This is a genomic window from Maribacter litoralis, assembly GCF_902506355.1.
Lineage (GTDB): Bacteria > Bacteroidota > Bacteroidia > Flavobacteriales > Flavobacteriaceae > Maribacter > Maribacter litoralis.
In genome coordinates, this window is sequence record NZ_LR733271.1 from 988,523 (window position 1) to 1,006,897 (window position 18,375).

An 18,375-nucleotide genomic window follows, 5' to 3' on the forward strand; every position below is an offset into this window, starting at 1 on the left:
TAGACATGAAAAATACGCTAATCTTATTTTTATTAGGTTTTTCAACAGTTCTTTGCGCACAACACATACCCTCCAATACCGTTTTAGAATTTAACGAGCTTGTATCTGTTCTTAAACCTGATACAAAAGCAAAATTAAATGAGGGAAATAACATCACCGAAAAGCAATTGGCCGCCTATTTCAGAGAGAGGTTCTCAAAACGCTTTTTCTATGATTACCGAACTGTAGCGCAACGACTAAAGTTCTATAACGAAAAATATAAGAATTCTGAGGAGCATAAAAATAGAGCTCAAGACCATATTTCAAAATTTAAAGATTCTACCCAATGGATTCTGCCCTTTAACCACTTAAGCGGCGAGCCGGTGAATGCCTATGCTTTACGTCACTTGGCAAGACAACATAAAATGGCGGATATTATTCTAACCTATTTTAATGAAGACAGAAATCCTGAATACATCAAGTACTTTGAAACTCAAATGCGTTCTTTGAATACTGCACTTGAAAGCGGAGCTTATGAGAAAATTGAAGACGGAAATGGGGTTTACGAAGTATTTAGATCTGGGTATAGAATACTCAATTGGTTATGGATCCATAATTTAATTTTAAACGAAGAGGAATATTCAGATAAAGATCAGCTTACTACCATAGCCACCCTACTTCAACATGGGCAACATCTTTACGAACGAAATCAAGAATTTCAACCCGGCAACCATCAAACCAGAGGTATGTCGGCTTTGGCAATGTTGTCCATTTTATTCCGTGATTTTGAAGGAACCGACCTTTGGTACGATAGAGCCATGCAACGCCTTGGGGAGCATTTAGATAAGGAAATCAACGATGACGGATTTCAATTTGAACGCTCTGTTCATTATCATATGAGCGATATCAATAACTACTATTACGTCTACCAATTGGCAAAGATCAATGATATTAGCATTGATAAGGCCTGGAAAGATAAGCTGGAGGGATTATTTACCACCTTGGCAAAAATAGCTTATCCAGATAAAAGTGCTCCCGTACTGCAAGACGATACTGAAATACCTTGGGCAGAAACCAATGACATTTCAAAAATAATGACCCTAGGGTATTTGTTATTTGAAGATCCCGAGTTCGGATACTTTGCTTCAGATAATGTTAAAGAAAGAATGTATTGGTTTTTAAATAAAAAACAACTCGATCTACTTCAAAATATTGAACGTAAAAAACCTTCTTACGAGTCCCTCTCCCTGCCCAGCACTAACTATTACGTAATGCGTGAAGGATGGAATGCAAATGACAAAATGATGATCATTAGTGCCGGACTTGACAAGGACAAACCAGATCACCAACATGGAGATATGTTAGGTATTCAGGCTATGGCAAACGGTCATGCAATTCTACCAAATTACCAGGTTAGATACTCTCTTGAAGATTTTGAACTGTTTAAAAACTCACTGGTTAAAAACGTTGCTTTGGTTGATAATGAACTGCAAGGTAAACAATGGACCTCTAACAAAGGTGGAAGTGGTTTTGGTAAATTTGGCAAACTACCTACCCCAACAGTTATTAATTGGACCACGAACAAAGACTATGACCTATTTATTGGAAAACACGATGGTTTTAACAACGTAGGTGTAAGTTACTCAAGACAGGTTATTTTTATTAAAAATGACTTCTGGATCGTGAAAGATAATTTTTCATCTGATCAGCAACACGAGTATACCCAAATATGGCAAGGCCATTATACCACCGAAAATGGCTCTAATCTAATAAGAGCTACTGCTCCCGATGCTAGTGGACATGATATTTTACAACTAAACGCTACAGATAGCGTAACCACTTCAGGAAGCCGAGGTAAGAATTGGAGCCAAGTTTCTAAACTTAACGAAAAAGACTTTAGTTTTTTGACGATTATATATCCCTATAAAGGATATGATAATAGAATAGATGAAACAAGTGAAGCACCCATCTTGAACGGTTGGAACATAAGTACATCTTCTTCCCAAGGTGAAAATTTTACCAGTATTAAAAAAGAAAACACGGCTTACTTTTTTGATGCATCTAACATAACATTTAAAGAAGTTGAGATAACCTCTTCTAAAAAAGCAGATTTTCTAATACAATATGAAGAACACAATTTTAGAATAACGGCAATTGGTACCGATCAAATCACTTTAACAATTTCAAAACCGAAATCTAAGAAAATTAGCAAAACCCTCTCACCTGGTGAAACTTGGGAATTCTACTCATTAAATCACTAGGCTCTTAGTCGTTAATTAATTTATTATAAAGTACTTAGCAAACCCAAAATTTAGTATAATCTAAGGGATTTTATATAAGAATAACGACATTATACATTTTACGAAATTAGTAACCACTCAGGGGTTTAATTATGATTATATAATTAAAACGACCGATATTATGTTAAATATTTGTAAGTCTTACAAATATCCTTATTTTTGGTAAACCAATTTGGTTAACCAGTTTTGATTTATGAAACCTCATCACCTATTATTTTCATTGTTGTGTCTTTGTTTGGTATTTTCTTTTGCACCAAACACAACAACACCCAACCTAGTTCATACAGTAGAAGAGTTTGAGACCAAACTAAAACAAGTTCAGCCCGGTGATAGCATTGTTTTAGCGAATGGAGTTTGGACGGACGCTGAATTACTTTTTGAAGCCAATGGTACTTCAGAAAAACCGATAACCCTTACGGTTGAAGAAATGGGCAAAGTAATTTTATCTGGAGAGTCGAATTTAAGGATTGCCGGAGACCATTTAATAGTTAAGGGGCTTGTTTTTAAAAATGGCTATACGCCTACCAACGCGGTAATATCCTTTAGAAAAAGTAGAGAAAAAATGGCCAATAATTCTCGTTTAACAGAATGTGTCATTGACAATTATAATAATCCAGAACGCCAAGTACAAGATTACTGGATTACTATTTACGGAAAAAACAATCGAATTGACCACAACCATATAGCTGGCAAAAAGAATTTGGGCGTTACAATGATCGTTGGTTTGGACACTGAAGAAAGTAGAGATAACAATCACAAAATCGACCATAATTATTTTGGGCCAAGACCTACCTACGGTAATAATGGTGGAGAAACCTTAAGAATTGGCACTAGCCATCATGCTTTGGAAAAATCGAACACTTTTGTCGAGTCCAATTATTTTGACAGAACCAATGGCGAGCATGAGATTATATCGAACAAAGCCTGTAACAATACTTTTAAGTACAACACTTTTTTTGAATGTACAGGTACATTGACCATGAGACACGGCAATGAAACGTTAGTGGATGGCAATGTATTCATTGGAAACAACAAACCAAGTACCGGTGGTATTCGTGTAATCAATGAAAGTCAAACAGTAATAAACAACTACCATATTGGTTTAACCGGTTACCGTTTTAGAGGTGCTTTTGTTATGATGAACGGTGTACCCAACTCACCTCCTAATAGATATGTACCTGTTATAGACTCTAAGGTGAACAACAACACATTTGTAAACTGCGACAACATTCTTTTTGGGGCAGGCAGCGATGACGAAAGAAGTCAGGCACCCAAAACTTCAGAGTTTTCAGGAAACATTATTTATAACGAAACCAAAAAAGATGTATTCACCATTGATGATGATATTAGCGGTATTACATTTAAGAATAACATTCTGGGTGAAAATTCTGAAACCACAATAGAAGAAGGGTTTAAAAATGCCAAAATTAAACTGTTGAAAGACGAAAACGGATTATTGATTCCTACTTCTAGTAAAATTAAATCAAAAGTATCTATCAGCCCTAAAATTGCGACCAAAGAAAATACAGGTACAAGCTGGTATTCAAAAGCCGACAACTATATAGCTTTAAACTCTGGCAACACTATAAAGGCGAATGCTGGCATCAATACCTTATATGAGGTCGTAAAAGTGTCTAAACCTGGAGATATTATTATTTTAGAAGAGGGAGGCACCTATTTATTGACCAAAGCGGTAAAGATTGACCATCCACTAACTTTTAAAACTAACGGCGAAGAAAAAGCGACCATCCTTTTTGAAAGAATGATGGCTTTCGAAATACAGAACGGAGGTAGTTTGTCTTTAGAGAACATTAGTTTTAACGGTACCAAATCTCCTGATTACGCCGGCAATTCTGTTATAAGCACCAGTAAAACCAGTATGATAGACAATTATAAACTGTTTATTGAAAATTGCGAATTTAAGGACATGGTAGTAAACCACTCCTTTGATGTTCTTAGGGTTTCTAAAGGAACATTTGCCGATACCATAAGCATTAAGAACTCCAGTTTTAAAAATATTTCTGGAAGTATTGCTGCATTGGATAAAGAAACGGACGATATAGGCGCTTATAATGTAGAATATTTTATAATGAAGAACAATGCCATCAATGATTTGCAAGGTGCGGCATTAAGGCTATACAGAGGTGGTAAAGATGAGAGTACATTTGGTCCGTTTTTAGAAGTAGAGCATAATGTATTCGACCATGTAGGTTATGGCAAAAAAAATAAATATGACGCCGCCCTTTCTTTATACGGTGTGCAGGAAATTGACATCAAGAACAATATTTTTAAAGACAGCAAAGCTATAAATATGCATTTGGTTGTTGGTGAACCTATTGTAAAGGTTCTCAACAATGCTTTAAGCAATTCTGAAAAACTAATTGTTACCGGCGACCAAAAATATGAAGTGGACAATCAATGGGAACTTGCTCCCGAATTTGACGAAAGCAGTAATTATTTATTGAGTACAGACTCTCCTCTAAAGGGTAAAGGTACCGATGGCAAAGACTTAGGTCTAATTAAAAATTAACAACAAGAATGACCAAAAACATAACAACATTGCAGATACTTATTTGCTGTATTTTTCTTTGCCTAAATACTATGGCTCAAGAACACCCTAGTTTGATTCTTACAAAGAAAGGTGTGCAAAAAATTCGGGCAGAATTAGGTAATGTGCCTTTATTCGATGCTACCCTACAACAGCTAAAAGAAGAAATAGATGCAGAAATAAACTTAGGTATAGATACACCCGTACCCAAAGATTATTCTGGCGGCTATACACATGAACGCCATAAACGTAATATGGTGGTGATGCAACAAGCAGGTGTTCTCTATCAAATACTGGAAGATGAAAAGTATGCCGAATATGTAAAGGATATGCTTATGCAATATGAAGCTATGTATAAGACATTACCGCTGCATCCAAAAACAAGATCGTATGCTAGGGGTAAATTATTTTGGCAATGTTTAAATGACTCTAATTGGTTGGTTTACGTTAGCCAAGCTTATGATTGTATTTATGATTATTTGGATAAAGCGGAAAGAAAAAAGCTTGAAAAAAATCTATTTAGACCTTTTGCAGACCACATATCGGTAGACAGTCCGCAATTTTACCAAAGGGTTCACAATCACAGTACTTGGGGAAATGCCGCTGTAGGCATGATTGGTTTGGTGATGAACGATCAAGAATTGATTGATCGGGCATTATACGGTATAAAAGGAGTTAATTTAGACAAAACCGCCAAAGATGATGATGGTGGATTTTTAAATAAAGATGGTAAGGCAGGATTTTTAGCTAATATCGAAGAGCCCTTTTCTCCAGATGGTTATTACAACGAAGGTCCTTACTACCAACGTTATGCCATGTATCCATTTCTAATTTTCGCTGAAGGATTGCACAATGTAAAACCTGAACTTAAAATTTTTGAATACAAAGATGGCGTGCTATTAAAATCCATAGATGCACTTTTAAACTTATCTGATGCCGATGGCGACTTTTTTCCTCTTAACGATGGGCAAAAAGGAATGTCATTTTATAATAACGCATTGGTTACAGCCGTAGATATTTCCTATTATTTTGGCAACCAAGACCCTGGTCTACTTAGCATAGCCGCTAAGCAAAATAAAGTCTTGTTAGATGACTCTGGTCTGGCAGTCGCATTAGGGGTTAAAAATGGGAAAGCACTACCATTTGAAAAAAAATCGATCAACCTATCTGACGGTCCAAATGGCAAACAAGGTGGTGTAGGTATTTTAAGAAGCGAAGGTTTAGAACTTGTTTTTAAATATGCCTCGCAAGGATCTAGCCACGGCCATTACGATAAGTTATCTTATTCATTCTACGAAAACGGCGATGAAGTGCTACAAGATTACGGATTGGCCCGTTTTGTAAACATTGAACAAAAAGGCGGTGGAAATTATTTGAAAGAAAATAAAACTTGGGCAAAGCAGACCATAGCTCATAATACCGTAGTACTAAATGAACAATCTCATTACCAAGGCAAATATGATATTGGCAGCAAGTACCACCCTAGTTTATATGTCTTTGATAGCGCTAAAGAAAATATTCAAATTGTAAGCGCTAAAGAAACAAATGCCTACCCAGGCACCGAAATGCACAGGACCATGGCTATAATAAAGCAAGACGGTTTTGAAAAGCCCTTTATGCTAGATATTTTAAAAATATCATCAGACAGCACGAATCAATACGACCTCCCCTTCTATTTTATGGGACAAGTTGTAAGTACCAATATTGATTATGAAGCTCCTAAAACACTAGAGGCACTAGGAAACGGCTATGGATACCAGCATTTATGGCTAGAGGGTTCAGGTACAACTGAAGATGAAAACACCAAATTTAGTTGGTTAGAAAATGGTAGGTTCTACACTTTAACATCTGCAACCAATAACAATGATGAATTTAAATTCGTAAGAATAGGTGCAAATGATCCCGAGTTTAATTTAAGAAGGGAAGCCGGTTTAATTTTACGCAGAAAAGATACCCAAAATACACTTTTTGTATCCACAGTAGAATCTCATGGTAGTTATAGTCCGGTTTCTGAGTTAGCCTTAAATTCCAATAGCAACATAAAAGAGCTAAAGGTTATTTTTGATAGTGCTGCATATACGGCAATTGAAATTAAAGATGTAAAAGATGGAACAAGCATTTTTATTTTAGCAAATACAAACGCATCTAAAGACGCTAATCATAAATTAAAAATAAACGATAAGGACTATGAATGGTCTGGTTCTTATTACTTTAATAAACAATAACAGAAATAGATTATGAAAAGATTCAGTGAAAAATATGTCATAGCAAAAGACATGGAATGGGAAGAACTTGGTGGCGGAGTATCAAGAAAATTCTTAGGATATGACAATCAAATTATGATGGTTAAGGTAAAGTTTGAAAAAGGGGCTTTAGGTGCACCTCACCAACATTTTCATACGCAAGCCACATATTGTGTATCGGGTAAATTCGAATTTGAAATTGATGGTGTAAAGCAAATAGTAGAAGCTGGTGATGGTGTTTACATTGAACCTAACTTGTTACATAGTGCCGTTTGTTTAGAAGAAGGTATGCTTATAGACACTTTTAGCCCTGTTAGAGAAGATTTCTTAAGCGGTGGCGAAGTATCGTACTTTGGCGACAAATCTTAACAAAGTAAACCGAGTCTTGTTTTAGACTGTACGGATCAACAAATGTATTATATCAACACATAAAATTACTTGATGTAAACATATTTCAATAACACTTTAAATGCTGGACCAATACATATGGCAACAAAAAATACATCCGCTATAGGAAAATTTAAAAGAAGCCTTAAAAATTTTGGCCCAGCATTTTTTATCATAGGCTATGTTGTAGGTACTGGCAGTGTTACCTCAATGGTAGTATCTGGGGCAAAGTATGGACTTAGCCTTTCATGGGCACTACTGTTGTCTTGTTTTTTTACCTACTTTCTTTTGGTCGCCATTAGCAAATTGACCATAGTTTCTGGTGATACCCTAATGTTCAATTTCAAAAAGACATTTGGTAAGCCATTAACAATATTTATAATTACCGCCCTATTGGTCTCCATAGTCTCATCTTGTATAGGGGTTATGGGCGTTGTCGCAGAGGTAACCATGGAATGGATTTCGGTGAAGACAAATATTTCTTTTCTTAACGGCCCTATTGTAGCCGTCTTTTTCATAGCATTACTAATTGCACTTTTTTGGACTGGAAAGCACGAAAATTTTATAAAAGCCATGAGTATAATGGTCGGGTTTATGGCCTTGGCTTTTATTGTAACCAGTTTTATGGTGGTCAAAGAAGCAGGTACTTCTATCGCCTCATTTTTTCCTGAATTACCTTCAGGCGATAATAATGGATTGGTTATTGCCGGTATTGTGGGCACCACAATGGCTGGTGTATGTTTAGCCTCTAGAAGTGTTTTGGTTCAAGAACAAAATTGGGGGTTAAAAGATCTAAAAACAGAAAATAAAGATGCCATGTCATCTATGATCATGACTTTCTTTATTAGCCTCGCCATTATGATCAGTGCTACTGGAACATTATATTTTAAAGGAGGTAAAGTTGATGACGCCACCGATATGATGCACGCTTTAGGACCATGGGCAGGAGATTTCGCACTTACCTTATTTACTCTGGGAATTATAGGAGCGGGACTCTCATCGATCTTTCCCAACTTACTACTTTTTCCTTGGTTGGTTTCCGACTATACCGGTACAGAACGCGATATGAAAAAGCCTCTTTATAAACTCATAGTGGTATTAGTTGCCCTATCGGGTTTAATAGTTCCTCTTTTAGGAGGAAAACCGGTTTGGATTTTAATTGCTTCACAGGCCTTGAGTCCGTTTGTAATGCCACTGATCACTCTTTTTCTGCTTATACTATTGAACAAAGAAAGCGTCATGAAATCACATAAAATAGGACTTTGGATGAATTTGGCATTAGGCGCAACATTCATTTTCAATTGCTATATGCTATATGTTGCACTAAACGGTTTTATCGATTTTATATCGTAGTTACTATTTTTTTAAGACAAAGTAATTCATAAAAAAAGCGAACAAGATATTAGATTTTGTTCTCCTTTTTCACAATTTGTACAATCTTAACTTAACTCTTACATGTCATTTTTAAGTTGGAGGATAACACAAAAGTATTTTCGTTTCTATATTTGATTTGAAATTCACCTCTTCAATAGCTGCGGAAAAGAATATTTCATCTCCTTGCGAAAAGCTATACTCCTTACCCCCACAAATTATAGTTCCTTCCCCATAATAAATAACGGCTACAAAAAAACTACCATTAGCTTTCAACGTATGCTCTGCATTTGTGCTTAGTTCTAATTCACTTAACCCAAAACAGTCTGTATGCGTTTCATTAAATATGCTATTCAAAGTGTGTGTTTCAGACGAATCAACAGCATGAGGGGTAACTTTCCACCTACGCAACGCCTCTTCGTAAGAACAGCCATCATAATGAAAACAGTCAAGCATATTTTGCTCACCAACACCTTGATGTATAAGTTCATCTGAAATTTTTAATCCGGCAGGAGTCACTTTTTCTACGCGCATGGTATAATCGGTAGGCTCTTGTACCTCCATCAAAAAGCACCCGCTACCTATGGCGTGCGGCACGCCTCCATAAATCATATAGGCATCACCAGGATGCACCTCTATTTTATGTAAGCAATTCAGCATACCTTCTATGTCTTGATTTTTAAATAAGATTTCCCATTGTTCTCGGGTCACTCCCTCTTTAAACCCCATGTAAATGACACTCTTTTCGCCATTTATTTCACGTTTGTTCAATACATACCAAGATTCGGTTTTTCCAAAAGTGGAGTTCAACATAGTTTTAGCATACGCTTTATCGGGGTGTACCTGTATCGTTAATCGTTCTTTTGAATCAAGCATTTTGATCAATACACCTGTAGTACCGAACTTATCTGCCAATGCCTTGCCCAAATAAAGTTCTTTGTTAGATGACACTAATTCTTTTAAGGAAAAAGTACCTGAAGGAGTTTCTACCATAGACAAACCTTCATTCTCCGGTCTTCCATTTCCTCTAGCCGTTACAGTAGACATAATCCATTCTTCGGGCATACTACCATCAACTTCGGGTGCGGCTTTTTTCCATTTATCTATTAAAGCACCACCTTCATAAGTTCTCCAAACCCGGTTTGAAAATTGTTTTAGAGGTATATATGCGTATTGCTGAAAATTAGTATTCATAGGTATGTAATTATTGAATGTTTAGAAATATCAAAATACAATGAAAATCAACGTATTGAATTCATCGAGAATTTTTTAAAACCTAATATTAATTGAAATTTCAGAGAGGAAAACCGCTCAAATTTAACGAATTATCAATGAATTTTAAGCGAAAAATACATCTTATTGAGCTTAAAAGAATCCTTTTTAAGAAATTGATGTATTTGTTAACAAAATACCATATCCTCAATATTCATAGGGCTTAAAAGCAGAATTACAAGATTTCAACACAGTAAAAGTTGTTAAAATATAAAAATCTCTTTTTTTAACGATTAAATAACATATATTTGGTAAACCAAATTGGATAACCAGTTTGGAAAACCAAAATTTATTTAGACTCAAATTAGTATCGAACTTTAAAATTAATCTAAACTCTATGATCAAAATTTAAAAACAAATCACCAATATCACTTTCAACAATCAAGCAAAAAAAGTTTTTTACAACGAATTATTTTACCGCTTAACTTTCTTCCACAGCAAGAGTTATACATAACTGGAAGCAACGTGGGCCCGTAAAATAAGTAGAAATGGAAGTTAACTCGATTTTCATTTTTTAAATGCTTTAATCTGACTTCAATAAGTCGAACTTAAATTAACATAACAAGACTACAAATGAATTTAAAAACGAAATTAGCATTAGTGATGATGTTGCTCCTAAACATCTCCTTATTCGCACAAGAAGGGTATACTTTGACCGGTACGGTTACCGATGAAACAAGTATGCCAGTACCTGGTGCTAACGTTGTTATCCAAAATACGACGACAGGTACTTCTACAGATTTTGACGGTAATTACTCCATTACAGTTTCTAATGGAGATGTATTGGAATTTTCTTCAATTGGTTATGCCAAACAAGAAGTTACTATTAACGGACAGCAAACTTTAGACGTTGTTCTTGCAGAAGATGCCAGCCAACTTGAAGAGGTTGTTGTTGTAGGTTACGGCTCCCAAAAAAAGAGTGATATTACAGGGTCTGTTTCTTCGGTTAAGTCTGAAGAACTAAATGCTTATCCGGTATTAAATGCAGAACAGGCATTGCAAGGACGTGCTGCCGGTGTTGTTGTACAATCTAATAACGGAGGTGAGCCAGGTGCTCCTATCAGCATTAAAATTAGAGGTAATACTTCTATTAACGCTAGTAGTTCTCCCCTAGTTGTAGTGGATGGTTTCGTTGGTGCTTCAATGCCACAGGCAAACGACATTGAATCAATGGAAGTTTTAAAAGATGCATCAGCTACAGCTATCTACGGTTCAAGAGGATCTAATGGTGTAATTTTGGTTACTACGAAAAAAGGTAGAAGCGGAAAATTATCCATTGAAGCAAATACTACATATGCGATTCAAAATATATCAAACAGATTAGATTTATTGAACGCAAGCGAGTTTGCCGATTATCAAAATCAAATTCGAACTAACAACGGTGTTACCACTCCATACACTCAAGGACCTGCCAATACCGATTGGCAAGATTTAATTTATAGATCAGGTAGCACATCTAATAACCAAGTGTCATTTTCAGGGGGTAGCGAAAAAATTAATTTTTATGCTTCTGCCAACTACTTCAAACAAGATGGTATTATAATAGGTTCTGATTTTGAAAGATTAACGTTCTTATCTAACATTGACGCGCAAGTAACAGACAAATTAAAGTTAGGAATGAACCTTTTCGGAAGTAGAGGTATTAAAAATGGTTCTGCAACACAATCTGACGGTTCAGTTTCTGCCGGTGGAGATGATGTTATCACATTAGCTTTGAGATATGCACCAGATCAACCAGTTTATAATGCTGATGGAACGTATACATTTGGTAATACCGTTGGTGATCCAGTTGACAACCCTTTCGCTGTAGCAACAGAAAGAATTGATGAAACAAAAACTGATAATTTTAGAGCTAATTTATATGCTAATTATGAAATATTAGAAGGTTTAAGTTTTAAAACGACTTTTGGTTTAAGTACAGAAAATCAGACTAGAGGTATTTTCTTTCCTTCAATACTAACACAGACAGCAGGTGGGGAAAGTGGAAGAGCAATTGTAGATACTGATAGAGAAACAAGTGTTTTAAGTGAGAACTATTTGACCTATACCAAAGAATTCGGTAAAAGCAATTTAACATTATTAGGAGGTTACTCTTATCAAAAAACAGTTTCAGAAAACTTTTTCTCTGAAGCAACCGGTTTCATATCAGATGGGTTTTCTTATTATGGTTTAGGTTCTGCAACGAACATCTTACAACCAGATTCTTCAAAATCAGAAGTGGAAATTCAATCTCAATTTGGTCGTTTTAATTACGATTATGATGATAAATATTTATTAACGGCAACTTTAAGAAGAGATGGTGCATCAAACTTTGCAGCAAATGAAAAGTATGCCCTATTCCCTTCCGCAGCTTTAGGATGGAAAGTCTCAAATGAAAACTTTCTTAAAGACAGCAAGGCAATTTCCAACTTAAAATTTAGAGCTAGTTACGGTGTTACCGGTAACCCATCAATTGGTGCATACCAATCTTTATCAAGACTTGAGACTCTTTACGCTTCTAGCAACGGACAGACTGTAAGTGCCGTTACTCCAGAACAAGCTGAAAATCCAAATCTGAAGTGGGAGTCTTCTTATCAAACAAACTTTGGTATAGATTTAGGTTTAATCAATAATAGAGTATCCGTATCATTGGATTACTACAATATAGACACCAAAGACTTAATTTTAACGGATAACAGTATAACCGAATACTTAGGATTCTCTGGTGATGACATCTTAGCTAATGTTGGTGAAATAAACAATAGAGGTCTTGAAATTGCTTTGAGCACAAAAAATATTCTTAAGGAGGATTTTAGATGGACAACTGATTTCAATATCGCTTTTAATAAAAATGAAGTGGTTAGCTTGGTAAACGATGCAGATTTGTTTTTCGATGCAACGCCAAGTTATTTTAGTCATGACAGAAGTTATGTATTAAGAGTTGGCGAGGAAGTTGGTCTGTTTTGGGGCTATGAGTATGCTGGTGTTTACCAAGGTGGAACAGTACCTGCAGGAACACAAACCTTATCAGGCGGTGTAGCAGGTGATCCATTGTTCGCTGATATCGATGGTAGTGGCGACATTACCGAAGCGGATAGAACTACTATTGGTAACCCCAACCCAGATTTTACTTGGGGTTTCACTAATAACTTCAATTATAAAAACTTAGATTTAAGTATATTCTTTCAAGGTTCTCAAGGTGGAGACATCTTTAACTTGACCAACGTACAGTTAACTAATGGAGATGCCAATACTACTAGTGCTTACTACAATAGTGCTTGGACACCAACAAATACTGACACAAACGCTCCACGCGTTGGTAATAACAGTAACAGGGAAATCTCTTCTAGATTTGTAGAAGACGGCAGCTATATAAGACTTAAGAATATATCCTTAGGTTATACAGTACCTGCTAACATTACAGAAAAATTAGGTCTTGATAACCTAAGATTATCTTTAAGTGCACAAAACCTATTAACAATTACAGATTATTCTGGTTTAGATCCTGAAGTTAGTTATTATGGTTCTGGTGGTAACAACAATACCTCGGCAAATACCGCACAAGGTTTTGATTTTGGTAACTACCCAACGGTGAGAACCGTAACCATGAGTCTTAACTTAAAGTTTTAATAAAGAATTAATTTAAAAATTTAGAAAAATGAAAATATATAAATTATTACTGTTATTGGTAGGTTTATCAATAATGGGTTGTTCAGATTTAGAGGAAGAACCTGTAGGTATATTGTCAGCAGAAGGTTTCTTTGAAACTACTACGAATATTCAAACGGCAGTAGATGGTTCTTTGACCCATGCTATTAATGAGAAGTTTTGGGGTAGAAAATTATCGATTGCATTAATGTTACGTTCAGACATGGTGAGTCTTGCCTCTAACGAAACAAGAAGGGTTGAAATGAATGAATTCACAACTCTTGCCAGTAACGGTATGATCAGTGAATTCTGGCCAAAAACGTATCAAGGTATTGCTGCAGCAAATGCTGCTATTGCAGGTGCAGAAGATGTAGATGTAGATGACGCCATTAAAAATCCGATTACGGCTCAAGCTTATTTTGCAAGGGCATTTTACTATTTCCACTTGGTTAGGTTATTTGGAGATGTTCCCTATATCGATGAACCTGTTACCGATTTTGACGCTGCTACGGCAATCACTAGAACTCCTGCGGCTGAAGTATATCAAAATATTATTTCAGATTTAGAGTATGCAAAAACTTGGTTACCATCAACGGTTACCTCTAGAGCAATTCCTTCAAAAGCAGCAGCTAGTTCATATTTATCATTAGTATACTTGACTTTGGGAGAATGGCAAAATGCATATGACGAAGCACAAGAAGTTATAGATAATGCGGGTACTTATAATTTAGCATTAGAACCTAATTTTCAAAACCTTTTCAATGCCGATGCCATAGACGCATCTCTTGAACCGATTTTTGCCTTGGACTATAATAATTTCGAAGCCGATGACAATGCTTACGATCAAATAGCTCCAATGACAGGAATTAGAGGAGACGATAGAAACTTAGGAGGAGGTTGGTCTGTCGCAGTTCCAACGTTAGAAGTGTACACGACATGGGATGCCGCAGATTACAGAAGAGCGGTTAGTTTAGATGACGAAGCATCTATTGATGGTACTGTTGTAGATTATACTGAATTTGATATCAGTGGCCATGAATTTGCAAAAAACAACCCATACATAGCAAAGTACACTCGTTTTCCCGGTCCTTTTGCCCGTGCAAATGCAAGGGCGACCAGCCACAACTATTCAATGATGCGTTATGCAGAAGTGTTATTAATTGCTGCTGAAGCAGCAGTAGAATTAGGCGACAATGCAACAGCACTTAATTATGTTAACCAAGTTAGAGCAAGAGCTAGAATGGGTGGCGAAACCCAAACAGGTGCTAGTGTTCCAGTAACATATGCTCCAAGCACTGTTCCCGCAGACTTATCGGGCACTGTCACTGTAGACGATATTTTAGAAGAACGTAGACTAGAATTTGCCTTTGAAGGAAAAAGATGGTACGACATTGTAAGAAGAAAAATAGGTAACGAGGTATTTAACGCATCTGGTCTTGAAGGAGAAAAACCATTCTTTTCTGAAGATGATTATCTGCTTCCATTACCTGAAGATGAACTAGAAAGAAACCCAAATTTAACACAGAATCCTGGGTATTAATAACGAAGTTGTTTGAGTTGGTTTTTTTAAAGATGGCTGGCTTTTGAGATAGCCAGCCCATCTTTTCCTTTAAAACTAAAGAAGTTCTGAACATTAGACCGACGAAAAATTTGTTTATACAGTTATTTTTATAAATTTGATAAACCAATCTGGTTAACCAATTTTTTCGTAATTAATAATGTGAACTATGAAGATAGAAATCTTAACAAGAAATGAGCATAAGGAACTTCACAATACAATTATTGCCAAAATAAGAGATTTAATAATTGTTAAAAATCTTGAACCGGGCGACAAGTTGCCTTCTGAAAGAATGCTTTCGGAAAAATTTGAAGTAAGTAGAAACAATGTTCGTGAGGCTATACAAAAACTTGAATTCTATGGCATACTGAAATCAAAACCACAAAGTGGAACGTTTGTGGCAGACATCGGTCCAGTGGCCATGAAGGGTATGATGAACGATATTCTTGCTTTAGAAGACCCAGATTTTAAATCGCTGGTAGAAACAAGAATACTCTTAGAACTTAAAACAGTAAGATTAGCCGCTAAAAGAAGAACTGATGATGATTTGGCAAAAATGGAAGAAGCTTTAGAATCATACAAAGAAAAAGTACTGAATAACGAAGATGCCGTACAAGAAGATTTGCTTTTTCATTTAGCTATTGCACAAGCATGTAGAAATAGTACCATCAATAGAATGATGTTGATTATTACACCAGAGATCATCAACAACTTTGAAAAATATCATGTATGTGATAAGGATCAAGGTCCAAAAAGAATAAAAGAGCATCAAAATATTTTTAATGCTATCAAAGAACAAGATACTCAACTAGCAAAACAAATGATGAAAGATCATTTCAACGAGCTATATAAGTATTGTTACAATATTTAAAGGATACAATTTATCCAATTAACCAACTGAATGAAAATACAAGGGCATTTGAGCAACACCCTCAAAAGGCTAAATATTATCATCGACAAGCAATAACCAATTAAAATAAAGAATTATGAAAATTAGGGGTTTACGATGGTGGGTTATCGCTTTAATTGCATTAGCGACTATAATAAATTATATAGACAGACAATCTATAGGTGTACTTTGGCCGGATATAGCCGAAGACCTTTTTCCTGAAAGTACTAACGACGAACGTAAAGAAATTTTCGCAACCATATCGGTAGTGTTTATGTTCGCATACGCATTCGGTCAAGCTATTTTCGGTAAAATATTAGATTGGGTAGGTACTCGTATTGGCTTTGCATTATCCATTGGAGTTTGGTCAATTGCAACTGCCCTACATGCTTTAGCAAGAGGAGTTTTAAGTTTTGGTTTCTTTAGAACCATTCTAGGAATCGCTGAAGCCGGTAACTGGCCAGGAGCTGCAAAAGCCAACGCAGAATGGTTTCCTACCGAAGAAAGAGCATTTGCACAAGGTTTATTTAATTCTGGTGCTGCTGTAGGTGGTATAATTGCAATACCTGCCATAGCTTTTATGACGGTTTACTTTAGCTGGGAAATGATATTTGTAATCGTTGGACTCCTAGGATTGTTATGGTTAATACCTTGGTTGATTTTAGTAAAAGCTCCTCCAAAAAAACATCCTTGGATTTCTGAGGAAGAACGTAATTATATTTTAACAGGTCAACAAAACCAAGATATCGATAATGATGGTACTCATGATGAAGGATATAACCCAGATACAGGAAAATTGCTATCTCATAAACAAAGCTGGGGTGTAATTATAGCCTCTGCAGCAATTGACCCAATTTGGTGGTTGTTCGTAGTATGGATTCCAATATACCTTAACGAAGTATACGGTATGGATGTTAAGACAATTGGTATCTACGGATGGGTACCTTATGCTGGAGCAATGCTAGGCGCATGGTTCGGCGGCTTGTTTGCACAGAATCGATTAAAAGCGGGTTGGAGCGTAGATAAAACAAGAAAAATTATTATTACGATTGGTTGTCTTATTATGTTACCAAGCTTATTGGCAATGGCAAATCCAGGCGGACCTACCACAGCTGTTATCATAATGGCGCTAATATTATTTGGTTTTCAAACTGCTATCGGAAATGTTCAAACTTTACCAAGTGATTTCTTTGGAGGTAAAACAATAGGAACACTATCTGGTATTGCCGGTATGGCAGCAAAATTAACAGCTGCAGCGCTAATTTACCTTGTACCATGGTTAACGTCAGGTGGAAATTACACACCAGCTTTCGTCATTGGAGCAACAATGGCAATAATTGCCCTAGCAAGTATCTGGATTTTATGTGGTAAAATAGAACCCTTAAAACAAAAATAACTAAGCATATAATTTTAATTAAAGTAAATAACAAAAGTAATGAGTGAGTCAAACGGAAAAATAGCAGTAGTAACAGGAGCAACTGGAGGTATCGGATTTGAAGTTGCTAAAAGATTAGGACAAGATGGGTATACGGTTATCTTAAACGGAATAGATGACGAAGCCGGTGCTCAAAGAATTAAAGAACTTACTGCAGAAGGAATTTCCGCAGAATACTTAGGTTTCGATGTTACTAACGAAGAAGCTGTAACCAAAAACATTAAAGCAATTGGTGAAAAGTATGGTAAAATAGACACATTGGTTAACAATGCTGGTGGATTAGGTGGTAGATCTCGTTTTGAAGAAATGACTACAGAATTTTACAGATCTGTTATGGCGTTGAACCTTGATTCTACTTTCTTTGCTTCAAGAGCTGCAATCCCTTACCTTAAAAAAGGTGAGCACCCATCAATTATCAACTATACATCTAATGCAGGGTGGACTGCTGGTGGACCTGGAGCTGGTATCTACGGTACGTCTAAAGCAGGAGTTCACGCAATAACTAGAGCCTTGGCAAAAGATTTGGCAGAATATGGTATTAGAGCAAATGCAGTATCTCCTGGTACTATAGACACTCCTTTCCATGCACAGATCAAAGCTACTAAACCAGAAGTATTTGCTTCATGGGCAAACAATATCATGTTAGGTAGATTAGGACAACCAGAAGATGTTGCTGGTGTTGTTTCTTTCTTGGCCAGCAAAGATGCTTCTTTTATCACCGCAGAAACTATTCAAATTGGTGGCGGTCAAGCATTAGGAATTTAAT

At 36.1% G+C, this 18,375-nt stretch carries 11 protein-coding genes; 10 read left to right on the forward strand and 1 reads right to left on the reverse strand.

What is annotated here, in order from left to right; translation table 11 throughout:
* Positions 1-5 precede the first annotated feature (5 nt).
* From EXIGUO8A_RS04075 to EXIGUO8A_RS04095, 5 genes are all read left to right on the forward strand, one after another.
* On the forward strand, positions 6-2,240 hold the full coding sequence (locus EXIGUO8A_RS04075; protein WP_159302028.1) for a heparinase II/III family protein: 2,235 nt from the start codon (positions 6-8) through the stop codon (positions 2,238-2,240).
* Positions 2,241-2,472: 232 nt separating this feature from the next.
* Positions 2,473-4,809: a chondroitinase-B domain-containing protein gene (locus EXIGUO8A_RS04080; RefSeq protein ID WP_159302029.1), complete on the forward strand. Its 2,337-nt coding sequence runs from the start codon at positions 2,473-2,475 to the stop codon at positions 4,807-4,809.
* A gap of 8 nt (positions 4,810-4,817) precedes the next feature.
* Positions 4,818-7,052 (forward strand): alginate lyase family protein, encoded by a 2,235-nt coding sequence (locus EXIGUO8A_RS04085; protein ID WP_159302030.1) that lies wholly within the window; start codon positions 4,818-4,820, stop codon positions 7,050-7,052.
* A 12-nt stretch (positions 7,053-7,064) separates the two neighbouring features.
* On the forward strand, positions 7,065-7,439 hold the full coding sequence (locus EXIGUO8A_RS04090; protein ID WP_159302031.1) for a cupin domain-containing protein: 375 nt from the start codon (positions 7,065-7,067) through the stop codon (positions 7,437-7,439).
* Positions 7,440-7,556: 117 nt separating this feature from the next.
* Positions 7,557-8,810 carry an Nramp family divalent metal transporter gene (locus EXIGUO8A_RS04095; RefSeq protein ID WP_159302032.1) on the forward strand — a complete coding sequence of 418 codons (1,254 nt, stop codon included), beginning with the start codon at positions 7,557-7,559 and terminating at the stop codon, positions 8,808-8,810.
* Positions 8,811-8,921: 111 nt separating this feature from the next.
* Here the strand turns inward: EXIGUO8A_RS04095 and EXIGUO8A_RS04100 are convergent, their stop codons facing one another.
* Positions 8,922-10,022, reverse strand: a complete 1,101-nt coding sequence (locus tag EXIGUO8A_RS04100) for a type I phosphomannose isomerase catalytic subunit (protein ID WP_159302033.1) — start codon at positions 10,020-10,022, stop codon at positions 8,922-8,924.
* Between the two features lie 651 nt (positions 10,023-10,673).
* Here EXIGUO8A_RS04100 and EXIGUO8A_RS04105 point away from each other — a divergent pair.
* The 5 genes from EXIGUO8A_RS04105 to EXIGUO8A_RS04125 all read left to right on the forward strand — a co-directional run bounded on the left by EXIGUO8A_RS04105 (position 10,674) and on the right by EXIGUO8A_RS04125 (position 18,374).
* On the forward strand, positions 10,674-13,709 hold the full coding sequence (locus tag EXIGUO8A_RS04105; protein ID WP_159302034.1) for a SusC/RagA family TonB-linked outer membrane protein: 3,036 nt from the start codon (positions 10,674-10,676) through the stop codon (positions 13,707-13,709).
* A gap of 28 nt (positions 13,710-13,737) precedes the next feature.
* Positions 13,738-15,267, forward strand: a complete 1,530-nt coding sequence (locus EXIGUO8A_RS04110; RefSeq protein ID WP_159302035.1) for a RagB/SusD family nutrient uptake outer membrane protein — start codon at positions 13,738-13,740, stop codon at positions 15,265-15,267.
* Positions 15,268-15,454: 187 nt separating this feature from the next.
* Positions 15,455-16,156, forward strand: a complete 702-nt coding sequence (locus EXIGUO8A_RS04115; protein ID WP_116771019.1) for a FadR/GntR family transcriptional regulator — start codon at positions 15,455-15,457, stop codon at positions 16,154-16,156.
* Positions 16,157-16,271: 115 nt separating this feature from the next.
* Positions 16,272-17,570: an MFS transporter gene (locus EXIGUO8A_RS04120; RefSeq protein ID WP_159302036.1), complete on the forward strand. Its 1,299-nt coding sequence runs from the start codon at positions 16,272-16,274 to the stop codon at positions 17,568-17,570.
* Between the two features lie 39 nt (positions 17,571-17,609).
* Positions 17,610-18,374 carry an SDR family NAD(P)-dependent oxidoreductase gene (locus EXIGUO8A_RS04125; protein WP_116771021.1) on the forward strand — a complete coding sequence of 255 codons (765 nt, stop codon included), beginning with the start codon at positions 17,610-17,612 and terminating at the stop codon, positions 18,372-18,374.
* Position 18,375: the final 1 nt, after the last annotated feature.

Bases quoted from the DNA above. Each gene is read 5' to 3' on its own strand.
- EXIGUO8A_RS04090 (WP_159302031.1), top strand. From the start codon at position 7,065: ATGAAAAGATTCAGTGAAAAATATGTCATAGCAAAAGACATGGAATGG.
- EXIGUO8A_RS04125 (WP_116771021.1), top strand. From the start codon at position 17,610: ATGAGTGAGTCAAACGGAAAAATAGCAGTAGTAACAGGAGCAACTGGA.
- EXIGUO8A_RS04075 (WP_159302028.1), top strand. From the start codon at position 6: ATGAAAAATACGCTAATCTTATTTTTATTAGGTTTTTCAACAGTTCTT.
- EXIGUO8A_RS04085 (WP_159302030.1), top strand. From the start codon at position 4,818: ATGACCAAAAACATAACAACATTGCAGATACTTATTTGCTGTATTTTT.
- EXIGUO8A_RS04105 (WP_159302034.1), top strand. From the start codon at position 10,674: ATGAATTTAAAAACGAAATTAGCATTAGTGATGATGTTGCTCCTAAAC.
- EXIGUO8A_RS04110 (WP_159302035.1), top strand. From the start codon at position 13,738: ATGAAAATATATAAATTATTACTGTTATTGGTAGGTTTATCAATAATG.
- EXIGUO8A_RS04115 (WP_116771019.1), top strand. From the start codon at position 15,455: ATGAAGATAGAAATCTTAACAAGAAATGAGCATAAGGAACTTCACAAT.
- EXIGUO8A_RS04095 (WP_159302032.1), top strand. From the start codon at position 7,557: ATGGCAACAAAAAATACATCCGCTATAGGAAAATTTAAAAGAAGCCTT.
- EXIGUO8A_RS04100 (WP_159302033.1), bottom strand. From the start codon at position 10,022: ATGAATACTAATTTTCAGCAATACGCATATATACCTCTAAAACAATTT.
- EXIGUO8A_RS04080 (WP_159302029.1), top strand. From the start codon at position 2,473: ATGAAACCTCATCACCTATTATTTTCATTGTTGTGTCTTTGTTTGGTA.
- EXIGUO8A_RS04120 (WP_159302036.1), top strand. From the start codon at position 16,272: ATGAAAATTAGGGGTTTACGATGGTGGGTTATCGCTTTAATTGCATTA.